We start from the raw sequence: 13,040 nt of genomic DNA on the forward strand, positions 1-13,040 counted from the left end.
CCTCCGTTCTATATATCTATAGGCTATATTACGGGAATACGCAGTTTTTGCTTGGGCAACCACAGAATAATAGAACACATGCAAAGAATTCTACATATGAATATTGGAGGCATTTATTAAACTTGGGCTGCAGCATGCGGTCAACGGGAGGCGGCTATGATGCTGCTCGGGAAATTGCAGAATAAGGTGCAAGAAGTAATGGACGAATACCCTTGGTACAAGGGGCTGATCGATGGGGAGAAAACGAATTATAACCTGCAGAACTTACCTCTTATGTCTTCGAAAACACTTGAAACCTTCTATTATAACCAACCCATCGATCCTTCTTGGACTGTCTATAGGACGTCTGGTACAAGCTCAGGCCGTAGAAAAGCAATCCTTTACTCTGAGGAAGATGACAAACACTATGTGGATATTAAAACGAAGCTATTCGGCGAGCTTATTGCGGGAAGCGGATGTAACAGAGCGTTGGCGGATATGGGCACTGGACATGCAGCAAATACTGCGCTGACCATTTTTGAAAGGTTAGGATTGGAGAAAAGTTCAATACCCTTTGAACTGCCAATCGAACAGCATATTGAACAGCTTAAAGCTTTTAAACCTGACTTGCTCTATACGATGCCGTCCATCCTTGACCATATCGTATATGCTGCCGGAAACCCGCGTGAATTCGGAATTCGCAAGATTATTTTGGTAGGGGAAATTGCTCCGCCTGAGTGGCAGCGGAATATGGCTGGCTTGTTTGGTATTGATCCTAGAGATATCATCGATACTTACGGCTCCATTGAAATCGGTACGATCGCTTATTACTCCCATGATCATGGCAGGTACATTTTTGCCGACGGAATTTTTGCGGAAGGAATCGGGGTTCAGGAGTTAGACGAAGAAGTAAGGCCGCTTCGGAACAATGAAAGTATTCTGGTGCTTACCTCAACTGTCCGCAAGATGCTGCCAGCTCTTCGTTTTGTTACTTATGACGTTGTAAGGGATTTTAGGCCTGTGATGATAGACGGGGTTGAACAACAAAGCTTTGAGTCCATTGTAAAAAGAGTGGGTCAAGAACTGAAGCACGGTGAGAAGATCAGCCTGTACGATATCGAGCAGGTCGTATACCGTCATATTGAAGATGCGATCATTCGGGTCAAGGTAAAAAACAATGCGCTCTCTATTTATATCAAGAGTAAATCTGTGAAGCCCTCTATTATTCCGGTAATCAAAGAGGAAATCAGGGAGTGTATTCCGGAAATCGGGATGATGATTCGCAACCATCTGCTTGATGATATTGAGATCATTATAGTAGCTAAAGGGGAGTCGCTGGCCAGCGGGCAGGTCAAGAACAAGAAGTTATATTATCAGAAGGACAAAGCTAAGGTGGACATAAATATCCAAGGCGGTATCTTGTCGACTATCGGAAAAACGCCATTAATCAAGCTGAATAATTTGTTCCAGAACAGTGAGTTCGAAGTCTACGCAAAAATGGAACTGCTAAATCCGGGAGGAAGTGCGAAAGACCGTCCAGCTCTGCGGATGATCCATGAGGCATGGAAGGAAGGGAAAATCGGGCCGGGAACTACTATTATTGAGTCAAGTTCGGGAAATATGGCGATTAGCTTGGCGATGATTTGCCAATATTTAGGGCTGCGGTTTATTAGCGTGGTTGATCCAAGAACTACCACAACAAATCTGCAGATTCTGAAAACATTAACTGCAAAAATTGACTTTGTTAGCGATCCCGACCCCGAGACCGGTGAATATCTGCCTGCTAGACTGAATCGAGTGCAGCGACTCTTGGAGGAAATACCGGGCAGCTACTGGCCGAATCAATATGCAAACGCAAATAACTATTTGTCCCACTACCATACGACCATGAAAGAAATCGTGACTGAGCTTGGCGAAGTAGATTATTTGTTTTGCAGCGTAAGTACATGCGGCACGATTCGAGGTCTCGCGGAATATGTAAGGGATCATGGTCTGAAGACTAAGATTGTTGCCGTCGATGCGGAGGGAAGTACTATTTTTGGTGGCAACAAAGAGAAACGGCGGTTCCCGGGACTCGGTGCTGGCATCGTACCCCCTTTCTGCAGAACGGATTTAATCGACCGTATCGTGCATGTCTCAGACTTGGATATCGTAAAAGGATGCCGAGCACTCGCTCAGAATGAATCGATTCTGGCCGGTGCATCCTCAGGGGCTAACCTTGCCGCTGTTAGGCGTATGGAGCAAGAATTGGCTCCAGGATCTGTCTGTGCGGTGATCCTGCATGACAAAGGGGAGCGTTACCTCGATACGGTATACTCTGACCCATGGATTCAGAATGAATTTGGGCAGGAGTTCTCGGCTGACGGTGGAGATGTCCTTGCTTAACGAGCGGCAAAAGGAGGTTGTGGAATGCTGTATTTAAACGATCGGGACATCCGGGAGGTGGGGCTTGATTGGCCTTCTCTCGTGGAATCGATAGAAACTACGGTGCGCATACTTGATTCTGGAGATTACGCGCAGCCCGTAAAACCTTATCTAAGGTATAAAAATCCTCAAAATCGTATTATTGCAATGCCCGCATACGTAGGGGGGAACGTGAACGCAGCAGGGATCAAATGGATTTCCAGCTTCCCGGATAATATCCAGGTTGGTCTTCCCCGCGCGCATAGCATCATTGTCTTGAATGATCCCATTACGGGCGAGCCTATATCCGTCCTAAGCTCTCCGCTCCCCAGCATCGTAAGGACAGCTTCCATCAGTGGACTGATGATTGGCTACTTTTTGCAGGCACGTTCACTTGAACGGATTTATCTTGGCATTATCGGCTGGGGACCAATCGGGCAATATCATTTTCAAATGGTTATGGCATTGTACGGAGATCGAGTTGAACGTGTCCGCATCTTTGATATAAGGGAAGTAGATTTGTCAGACATCTCATCTATATATAAGGATAGGATAGAAGTGGAGGAGACGTGGGCGGACGTTTATCGAAAGTCCAATATCTTTATCACCTGTACCGTATCCAATCATAGATATATCGATATGCTTCCGGCGGAAGGTAGTCTTCTACTGAATATTTCACTGCGTGATTATAAACCTGAGGCATTAGCTTCGGTGAAGTCCATAATCGTCGACGACTGGGATGAGGTGTGCCGCGAAAATACTGACATACAGCAGCTCCATCTGAAACATGGGTTAACTCGTGCCGATACCCGAATGATTACCGATGTCGTCTCGCGCCATTGCCTGAATGAACTCAGAGCCGATGAGCCGATTTTCTTTTGTCCGATGGGGATGGCGGTTTTTGATATCGCAACAGCGGTATACTTCGTGAAGAAGGCTAGAGAAAAAGGGATCGGGACTGAGCTACAGTAAGGTTGTAGGCATACGTTCGCTATGGGATTTTTTATAGATTTTTCTGATGTAACTAGACTATGATCCGTCACTTTTAAGGGTGGATTGCTGTCTAGTTTTTTTATTGTCTTGTTAACGTTCCATTCATAATACTCTGATAATCTCTATAAGTGTTAGGCGGATGATCATCCACCCCAATAAATGATGACTCGGAGGATAATAATGTTGACACCTATGAAAAAAAGGCTGATCGCTGGTCTGACCCTATTGGCTGTGATTAGTGCCGGCTTTGGCGCAAGCTTGGTATTTCCCGGGAAACGGGCCTCTGCTGAGAACCAAACGGGTCAAACCGGACTGCCGGCAGCGCAAATTGAAGCATTTGCCAATCTCGATGATACCTCGGGACTGACTAGCTTCGTTGATGGAATTATGGAAAAAGATATGAACCGGCTGCAAATTCCGGGAGCGGTTATCTCCATTGTAAAAGACGGCAAGATTATTTTGGCCAAAGGTTATGGCAGTTCCAATCTGGAAGAAGCGGCACCGGTTAATCCGACAACCAGCATGTTTCGAATCGCTTCAACAACAAAGCTGTTCACCTGGACAGCGGTGATGCAAATGGTCGAACAAGGTAAGATAGATCTGGACACTGATATTAACACCTACCTGAAATCATTGAAGATCCCTGCTACTTATCCTGAGCCGATCACGATGCGCCATTTGATGACACATACAGCGGGGTTTGAAGAGGGTGGAGTGGGTTATCAAATCACTACCGACCCTGCCAAATTGCCGGGATCAATCTCGGAAACACTCAATAAGCATATGCTGGCACGGGTAAGACCCCCCGGAGAGATGAGTTCTTATTCGAACTTCGGGGCTACTCTCGCGGGTCTGATTGTGGAGGAAGTCAGCGGTGTTCCTTACAATGACTATATACAAAAGTATATTTTCGATCCGCTCGACATGAAATATTCGACGGTGGTAGAGCCTTTGCCGGAGTCATTCATACCCAATCAAGTTGTAGGGTACACGAGTGAGAACGGTAGCTTTATTCCTGGCACACCTACCTTCGAGGGCGGCTTTCGTCCTGCCGGCTCGGGTACAGTATCAGCAGTAGACATGGCGCACTTTATGATTGCCCATCTGCAGAACGGGAAATATGGTGACCAGCAGATTCTTAGAACGGAGACTGCAGAACTAATGCATTCAACGGCGTACCAATTCGATAAACGTATGCCGGGAGTAGATCTGGGGTTCTCTGAGAAACGCATCAATGGTCTTAGACTAATCACTCATGGTGGTTCCGACCCTATGTTTAATACGGAGTTTTATCTTGTGCCTGCCAAGCATGTAGGTATCTTTGTTTCCTATAACGGCGGTCAGGGCGGTGATTCCGCGGCAGGCCTAGTCCATGCCTTTTTTGAGCGCTATTATCCCGATCCTGAAGCGAAGCAGCCTGAATTCTCCACTTCTGCAGAATCTGTTCAGAAATATGCGGGAACCTATCAATTCACACGCCGTAACCACAGTGATATTGATAAATTTTTCAATTTTTTTGCCCAGCTAAATGTTAAGGTAAAGGACAATAAGCTATCTTTGGGAAGTGGTAGTGAACAACAGTTGTATAGAGAAATCGCTCCGAATCTGTTCCAGCTCGAGGGAGGCACCGAACAAATCGGCTTCCGCACAAATGAGTCCGGTAAGGTTACACATATGCTCTTAGGTATGGCACCGGAAATGCCACTGGAGCGTACGCCACTCTTGAATCAGAATAAGTTTTGGCTTATCGTACTTGGCGGCTCGGGGTTGATTTTCATCACTGCATTGCTTGGACTAATCTTCTCCAGACGCAAGATCAAGGCGATGACGCCTCCGGAAAAGTGGGCCATCCGCTTATCTGCGGGAACTGCTGGGTGGGCGCTGCTATCTTTCGTTACGATATTTATGGTGGTTATGTCCATGGATACGATGCAGAAGTTCAGCGGTATCAGTCTTTCGCTTTCTCTCAGTTTAGTTATGCCAATCCTTTTGGTTGGACTGACTTTAGCTTTGCTAATCTCGGCTATACTGGTTTGGAAGAATAAATACTGGACAGCTTTCAAGCGTGTGCATTATACACTAGTGGCACTTTCGGCTGTAGTGATGACTCTGTTTTTCTACTATTGGAACCTGTTGGGTTGGCAGTTCGGATAACTTCGTTTCTTGTCAAGAATATATCATATATAATGTAAGCTTAAGAGAGGAGGACAATCGTGGCTACTATACTTATTGCTGATGATGATGATAACATCCGAAAGCTAATGTCTTTGTTTTTGCGAAAAGAAGGTTTTGACCTCAAAGAAGCCAGGGATGGTACCAAAGCGCTGTCCATTATAGAGAACTCGCGAGTCGATCTCGTCATCCTAGATATTATGATGCCAGGATTGGATGGTTGGGATCTGTGCAGAGAAATCAGGCGCTCTGATGCCAACATTCCCCTCCTCATGGTGACGGCTAAAGGAGAATCTGCACATAAAGTGAAAGGTTTTCAACTCGGCACGGATGACTATTTGACCAAACCGTTTGATCCGCTTGAACTGGTGATGCGAGTAAAAGCTTTGCTTAAACGCTCGCTGGTTGTTTCTTCCCAGTCTGTGCAGTTGGGCAATGTGGTGCTTAACCGCCGCACTTTCCAGGTTACGCGTGATGAAGAACCGGTAACGATTCCTTTGAAGGAATTTGAGCTACTGTTTCTGCTGGCTAGTCACCCTAGGCAAATCTTCACAAGAGAACAGTTGATTTCTCAAATCTGGGGATTGAACTATGAAGGAGACGGCCGGACTGTAGATGTGCATATAAGCCGGTTGAGGGAGAAATTCTGCGGTAACGACGAGCAATTTCAAATCGAAACGGCCCGCGGCCTAGGATACCGGCTGATCCCTGCGCTATGATCAAGACATTGTATGTACGCGTCGTTCTCACGTTTCTAGGCATCATTATCTTTAGTCTGATCTGTTCCTTTTTCATTGGTTTGTATGTCTTTCAGAAACAAATAAGTTACGAGGGACAGAATGAAATGATCACAGTGGGGAAGGAGATCATTCACCGTTATGATGACGCCAAGCCTGAGGATACAGACGAGTTCTTGAATAGTATGGTTAAGGTATCTGCATACCCTATCCACTTGTATAATCATTCCGGGGAATATACCTTTTATAGGCTCAAGGATAGTCCGGCCGTCACTATCACCCCCGAGGCTGTGAAACAAGTGCTGCAAGGAAAACTCTATCGTTCCTCCGCGAAAGATAAGGATACCTTTATCGGGATGCCCTTTATGTTTAACGGGGAGTGGCAAGCAATGTTCTTGCAGTATTCTGCCGAGAACGAAAATATCGTCAATCGGATGCTGCTCTTTGTGCTTTTACTCGTGCTTTTACTGGGTAGTCTATGCATTCTTATTGCCGCCAGATATTTGGTGGAGCCGATCAAAGCTTTGACGAATGCGACAAGAAGGCTGGCCAAGGGTGATTTCGAGGTAGAGCTTAAAGTAAACCGAGTAGACGAAATAGGGGAACTGACACAAAGCTATGTGGAGATGGCCGGGGAGCTGAAGCAGCTGGAACAGATGAGGCAGGATTTCGTATCCAACGTTTCTCATGAAATTCAGACACCGCTTACGTCTATTTCCGGCTTTGCCAAGGCATTGCAGAACAATGATCTAATCGTGGAAGAGGAACGTTCTGAATATCTTGATATCATCATTGCAGAGAGTGAACGTCTGTCGAGGTTAAGTGATAATTTGCTGAAGCTCGCTTCCCTGGATTCTGAACATCATCCCTTTAATGCAGGTTCCTTCAATCTTGACGAGCAGATTAGAACCATCGTTGTGACCTGTGAGCCACAATGGTCAGCCAAAGGCATCGTTATCGATCTTGAGCTGCCGGAAACTGTCAAAATTAAGGGTGATGAAGATCAGCTGAAGCAAGTATGGATGAATTTGCTGAGCAACAGCATCAAGTTCACACCTGAAGGCGGGAACATCCGCATTAGTATAGATGACAGTGCAGCAGATGTATCGGTCACCATCAGTGATAACGGGATCGGGATTTCCCCGGAAGAGTTCAACGCCGTATTCCAAAGATTTTATAAAATAGACAAGTCACGGAATGGAAACAACAATGGCAATGGCTTGGGACTTGCAATCGTTAAAAAAATTGTCTCCCTGCATCAGGGAAACATAGAAGTGGACGGTGCGGTTGGAGCGGGAACGACGATTATCGTCAGGTTGCCCCATAAGTGAAATTAAGGGTTTGTCTGATTCTTGGATTGCCGTACGCCAAACATAATGAAATCCTTGAATTGCCGGTCCATAACCCGATCTTCCTCCGTAACCACACCCCCCCGCTGATGAGTAATAATGACGGCTTTTTGTAAATACATGAAATACAGGTGGGTGGACTTGTGCAGAATGTCCAGCCACTTATTTTTTTCCTCCGGAGCGACTGATATGGACTCAAGGAGAATTAACCGTGAATACCAGCCTTCCATAGCCTGCTTAAAGTCAGGAAGTTCCGCGGGATTTTTGGAAAGCGTGCTGTAGTAAACTCCAAAAATGGCATCATAGTAGATCAGGGCTTCCTGCTGATCTCTTAATGCCAGATATTTATCGAGAATGTTCTCCAATGACTGTACAGGGTGTTCAAAATCAAAATCAAACAGCAGTTGTCCAAACATCCGCTCCAGATTAAGGACATAGATTTGAGCGGCTAACTCTTCCTTGTCTTTATAATGATGATACAAAGTACGCCGGGAGATGCCGGCTTGTTCCGCAATCTGTGCCATATCCGTGCGCTCAATACCTTGAGCACAGAATAAGCTAAGCGCTGTATCCTTAATGATCTCCCTTGTCATTTGCATTTGCTTTTCCCGCAAATTCATTGATTTTCTCTCCTGTCTTGTTGCAACTCTTCCGCTGCTTCTAGCACTATTTCTGAGCTGGCTTCGAATTCATGAGGAATTTGCTGCCCACTGAATAGGGGTTCTGCCGGTTGATCGCATCACCTAACCAATTCAGAAGCTTCACACCATCCTGTTCAGCCTGAAAGAAGGTCTCTCTGGTGGCAAAAGTGTGCGGAGTTGTACCCGTCTTAGCGTTCAGTCCATAGTCGGTGAGATAGTAATAATAATTAGGTAAAGTGGCTGCCAAAGAAGAAACAGATTGCCGCATTTCGTGTGACCACTCATTAATGATACTTTGATCTCTTGGCCCCTTGTAATCGTTGATGTTGTTCTGAAAGTGGATTAGAATCTCGTCAAATACCGAGTAGGATTGCAATATTATCGCATTCGCAGGAAGTAGATGGCCGTTCGCTTTAAAAGCTGCCCCGATGATATCCGCTTCAGGGGCATATCCGAAGTTCTTCACGAAGTCTGCCTGCCATTCCTGCTTCACAACATTTGGCCACTTGTCTGATTTCAAGAAGGAACTGTCTGAATATTGGAAAATCTCGGAGTTCTTGTAATGAGAGGCGATCTCGGGAGCCCAAAAAGCGGACCCGAAGCCACCGGCACTTTCGCCAGCAATCAGTAGTTTGCCGGGTTTATCCACGTTGGCATATATCCAATCGAGGCTGCTTCGCACATTATTGCTGCCGTTATAACGCATAGTAAAGGGGCTGCCGTCATCTTTTTTATATTCAACTTTGCGGTTGCCGATATGGAAGTCACCGGTTGAATAGGGAAGGTAGACCACATTCCAGCCATGAAAAGGATTGGCAGGGTTATCCGTATCCATCATGCCTCTCAGCAATGTCAACATATAGAAGGGGATGTTCTGGAAATAGTTGCCTGTATCTCCACCTTTAATAAAGTTCATAAGCTTGATGGGGTGTGCGGCACTTTGGGCATCCCAGCTGGCTCCGCCACCGGAAAAAAAGATGATCCAGTTATTATTTTCACCCTTTTTATTCCACAAAAAATACTCTGATCCATCACTTGATATGACATTTCCGTCTAGCGTGACTTTATTCCACTTGTAAGGCTTCACTTCCGCAATTACAGGGGTGGTAGTCGCCGGTCTTTTGATTACAAAAGCGCTGATTGCAAACATGGCAATCAAAACAAGGCTGAATAATCCAATACCTGTGAATATTGTGATTTTCCTCATTTTTCTCATATCCATCTCTCCCTTACTCGGAGTATACGTCAAGATCACTCATTACACAAGGTGTATACCTAAAATCATAAAACAATCGTGAGAAAATATATAAAGAGGTGTCCTCGCAGCCTTTGATCCATGGCTACAGGGACACCCCGATTTTTGTATGTTACTTTATTTGTATGTTACTTTATTAATTTAGCTGCTTCAATTTCAAATGTTTTTAGTTCGTAAGGTTCAAGTATAAAAGTAATGACAGGTTCAGTGTGGACTTCCCCTTCAGGACGCTCCATTAGATTACACTCTTGCCACGAAATAATATTCAAGTCGCTAGTCATATCAATTTGCTGACGGCTTCCGGAATAGTCGTGCACACGTACGATTAATTTTTGACCATCCTCAGACTTCTTGATCGCAGAAACCATAACCGTCTGAGTAGAAAGGCGAATAAGCGACTTGGATGCTCCTTCTGCTTGCCCCATGGTGCTCCGTAGAGGGTTGTTGACGGACCAAGCTTGACGGACGGTGTCACCCTGTAACCAATCCCCAGTATGAGGCAGGATAGAGTAGGTGAAAGTATGTTCACCTTGATCCGCTTCAGGGTCAGGGTGCGTTGCCGATTTGATTAAGGATAGACGCATCACATTATCCTTGATGTCATAACCGTATTTGCAGTCGTTCAGCAAGCTAACGCCATAACCACGATCTGATAAATCTGCCCACTGATGCCCCACAGTCTCGAATCTAGCGTAATCCCAGCTAGTGTTCCAATGTGTTGGACGCGTAACATTACCGAACTGGATATCATAAGTGGCTTCGGTAGCTCGTATTGCAACAGGGAAAGCTACTTTCATTAGCTGTTGTCGCTCATGCCAGTCTACCTTTGTCACGAAATCGATACGACGATGGTGTGCATGTAAGATCATTTGCTGCTTAATCCTGGAATCCATATAACTCCATGTGAATTGTACAACACATCGCAGTGAACCCTTTTCTATGACTTCAATGCTGCGGCAGTCGGTGACTTCACGTTTCTTTTGCTGATAGTAGATGTCAATGTCCCAAGCTTCATGGGCTAGGGGTTTATCTTCAAACACTTGGAACACGTTACCGTGACTTCCGTTTGCTAATACTTGTCTTTGTTCATTTATATCATAGATGGATACTAATTGACCTTGTTCGTTCCATTCAATTTCGAAGTGAGGCGTTGAGATTCCTGATTCATTTAGCTTGAATGGAGCGCTTAGTGACTTAGAATTCACATCTTCTACGAAGGAGATCGTTGTGTATCCAAGAGAAGGAATGTTAGATACTTCAACGATCCAGCGGTCACCTTCACGCTGAGCTTGTAGTTGTTTTCCTTCTGAGCTTATCCAATGTCCTGTTTCCATCCCGGCTTCAACAGTAATTTCTACGAGTTCTGTCAGCTCCCAAGCAGCATTGTTCCAGATCGTATATTTACCGGCTTCATTTCCGCTCACAAGTGCCTTACTGGATTGCTCCCAGACAGACTGACCTATTGCTTCTGCTTGTGCATATTCAATAGTACTGTCTTCATATACTTCACGAATCGAAGAGCCCGGAATAATATCATGGAATTGGTTGCGCAAAATAATTCTCCAGCCCTCGTCTAAATCGGTCTGACGATAGTTCGACCAGTCACCTGTCATCACACTTTGCAGTGTATTTAGCCATTCCGCCTCACGGTATAGCAGCTCAAGCTTACGGTTCATCCGCTTATTGTAGGCTTGGCTTGTGTAGGTGCCGCGGTGATATTCTAAGTAAAGCTCGCCATCCCATACATGGACATAACGATCTGTATTTGCAACAGTTTCTTGCAGGGTACGGAAGTAGTCTCCCGCTGTTCCTGTTTCAATCTTCGGCAGACCGGGAAGATCGTTTAGCCGACGGCGCATCTCTAGCATTTCACGGTTCACACCCCCGCCACCATCGCCATATCCGTAAGAAAGTAACAGATTGCGATTCACTTCTTTATCCCGGTAAGTATCCCAAATTCCTTTCACAGTCTTAGGAATAATCCGGCCATTATAAGTGTAGAACCAAGAATCTTCTTCGGACCAAGGCTCAGGCGTTGTAATAAAGTGTGTTAACACCTCTGTGCCATCAATCCCACGCCATTGAAAGGTATCATGTGGCATCCGGTTATATTGATTCCAGCTAATTTTTGTGGTCATGAAGGTATTAATTCCTGATTTTTTTAGAATTTGTGGCAAGGACCAGCTGTAGCCAAATACGTCCGGCAGCCATAAATAGTCACATTCAACCCCAAATTCATTACGTAAGAAGCGAGTTCCATAGAGTAATTGACGGACTAGAGACTCCCCTGAGGTCAAGTTGCAATCTGCCTCAAGCCACATGCCGCCGCCAGCTTCCCAGCGTCCTTCAGCTACACGTTCACGAATATTTTCATAGATTTCTGGATAGTCATTTTTGATATATTCATAGAGTTGCGGCTGAGTCTGTAAAAAGGTATAGTCCGGGAACATTTCCATCAGACGTAGTACGGTTGAGAAGGAACGCGCACATTTCTCACGGGTGTGTTTCAATTGCCACAACCAAGCCACATCAATATGGGTATGGCCAATACAGGTAACTGTGACGGGTGAGGATTTCTCCATTTTGTTAATTTCATCACGCAAATAATTGCGGGCTTCCCCGATCGAAGCGTAGAAGTTGTCTGAACCTGGACGAGACCAGTCGATCAGAAGAAAGGAGCGGTCTACTGTACTCATAAGTTGTGTATATTCTGGAGTTTTGGCATCGAGTACGTTCAGCGTCTCAACTACAGCAAGCGCGGTAAAATAGAAATCATCCGTTGCTTCATCCAGCCAACAAATTTCAGCCATGCGAATGCCATGTGTCTGATCTTTTTTAGGGCCGCCACCTTCGAGTCCCGACCATAACCGGAAGGTCAGTGGAAGCTGAGTGCCTGTCGTTTCATTTGGCAAGAACACTTCGGTATGATTGGAATCCACACCTTGATAGGGTTTGCCGTTGAAAAAGAATAAGGATTCAAATCCGGAGTTATTTCCAGCACCCGTCTCGCCAAAATCAAATCGACCCAGTACTCTACGGCCTGCCCAAGAGGCAGGCACGTCTATATTTGTCGTTAGCCATAAATACAAATCGCGGCCTTTCCAGGTATCTCCAACTCGTAGCTTAGACCATTCTCCATCCACGGGCGGTTCGGCTGCAATTTCACCTTGTTCGTCAATCATTGAGTTGAAAAAAGGAATGTGTATACGATCCCTGTAACGATATTCGGAAATTTCGTTTAGTTGGGAGTTGAGTTTGCGTTTGGTTAGAAACATGAGTAATAGCCCCTCCAATATGTTGATGGGGGACGAGGAAATTAAGATCTATTTGGGTTATTATAGGTTTGTTTGGGGGGTAGAAATCAACTATAGACGATTTTGTGTGAGTTGTAAACTCTCGGTGGAGAGAAAAGGTGGAGCGCTAGAATATATAAATAAAAAAATGCATGCGCTTCCATTGCAGAAAAAGAAGTGTGATGTTAAGCTTCTAATCCTAAAGGTGATATTCAGAA

The 13,040-nt window shown here is 45.3% G+C and carries 8 protein-coding genes; 5 read left to right on the forward strand and 3 right to left on the reverse strand.

Features of this window, described 5'->3' with window-relative positions:
- Positions 1-156 precede the first annotated feature (156 nt).
- The 5 genes from sbnA (at position 157) to NSQ55_RS10825 (ending at position 7,615) form a co-directional block, all read left to right on the forward strand.
- A complete protein-coding gene (sbnA, locus tag NSQ55_RS10805) occupies positions 157-2,364 on the forward strand; it encodes a 2,3-diaminopropionate biosynthesis protein SbnA (RefSeq protein WP_306066622.1) in 2,208 nt (735 codons plus the stop codon).
- 24 nt (positions 2,365-2,388) lie between these two features.
- On the forward strand, positions 2,389-3,354 hold the full coding sequence (locus tag NSQ55_RS10810; protein ID WP_076186487.1) for a 2,3-diaminopropionate biosynthesis protein SbnB: 966 nt from the start codon (positions 2,389-2,391) through the stop codon (positions 3,352-3,354).
- Between the two features lie 201 nt (positions 3,355-3,555).
- On the forward strand, positions 3,556-5,529 hold the full coding sequence (locus NSQ55_RS10815; RefSeq protein WP_248549223.1) for a serine hydrolase domain-containing protein: 1,974 nt from the start codon (positions 3,556-3,558) through the stop codon (positions 5,527-5,529).
- A gap of 59 nt (positions 5,530-5,588) precedes the next feature.
- Positions 5,589-6,266 (forward strand): response regulator transcription factor, encoded by a 678-nt coding sequence (locus NSQ55_RS10820; RefSeq protein WP_076100805.1) that lies wholly within the window; start codon positions 5,589-5,591, stop codon positions 6,264-6,266.
- Entirely contained in the window at positions 6,263-7,615 is a 1,353-nt protein-coding gene (locus tag NSQ55_RS10825; RefSeq protein ID WP_076186489.1) for a HAMP domain-containing sensor histidine kinase, read from the forward strand. The genes NSQ55_RS10820 and NSQ55_RS10825 overlap by 4 nt, the downstream gene beginning before the upstream one ends.
- 2 nt (positions 7,616-7,617) lie before the next feature.
- On the opposite strand, the gene NSQ55_RS10830 is transcribed toward NSQ55_RS10825, so the two are convergent.
- From NSQ55_RS10830 to NSQ55_RS10840, 3 genes are all read right to left on the reverse strand, one after another.
- Positions 7,618-8,253: a TetR/AcrR family transcriptional regulator gene (locus NSQ55_RS10830; RefSeq protein WP_076129994.1), complete on the reverse strand. Its 636-nt coding sequence runs from the start codon at positions 8,251-8,253 to the stop codon at positions 7,618-7,620.
- 46 nt (positions 8,254-8,299) lie between these two features.
- Positions 8,300-9,490: a pectin acetylesterase-family hydrolase gene (locus NSQ55_RS10835; protein WP_175617385.1), complete on the reverse strand. Its 1,191-nt coding sequence runs from the start codon at positions 9,488-9,490 to the stop codon at positions 8,300-8,302.
- Between the two features lie 167 nt (positions 9,491-9,657).
- Positions 9,658-12,804, reverse strand: a complete 3,147-nt coding sequence (locus tag NSQ55_RS10840; RefSeq protein WP_339173194.1) for an alpha-mannosidase — start codon at positions 12,802-12,804, stop codon at positions 9,658-9,660.
- Positions 12,805-13,040: the final 236 nt, after the last annotated feature.

The sequence above is a fragment of the Paenibacillus sp. FSL H7-0943 genome (assembly GCF_037963265.1).
Classification (GTDB): Bacteria; Bacillota; Bacilli; order Paenibacillales; family Paenibacillaceae; genus Paenibacillus_AQ; species Paenibacillus_AQ odorifer.

Coding starts and splice junctions, on each gene's coding strand:
- NSQ55_RS10835 (WP_175617385.1), bottom strand. CDS start 9,490: ATGAGAAAAATGAGGAAAATCACAATATTCACAGGTATTGGATTATTC.
- NSQ55_RS10825 (WP_076186489.1), top strand. CDS start 6,263: ATGATCAAGACATTGTATGTACGCGTCGTTCTCACGTTTCTAGGCATC.
- NSQ55_RS10830 (WP_076129994.1), bottom strand. CDS start 8,253: ATGAATTTGCGGGAAAAGCAAATGCAAATGACAAGGGAGATCATTAAG.
- sbnA (WP_306066622.1), top strand. CDS start 157: ATGATGCTGCTCGGGAAATTGCAGAATAAGGTGCAAGAAGTAATGGAC.
- NSQ55_RS10810 (WP_076186487.1), top strand. CDS start 2,389: ATGCTGTATTTAAACGATCGGGACATCCGGGAGGTGGGGCTTGATTGG.
- NSQ55_RS10815 (WP_248549223.1), top strand. CDS start 3,556: ATGTTGACACCTATGAAAAAAAGGCTGATCGCTGGTCTGACCCTATTG.
- NSQ55_RS10840 (WP_339173194.1), bottom strand. CDS start 12,804: ATGTTTCTAACCAAACGCAAACTCAACTCCCAACTAAACGAAATTTCC.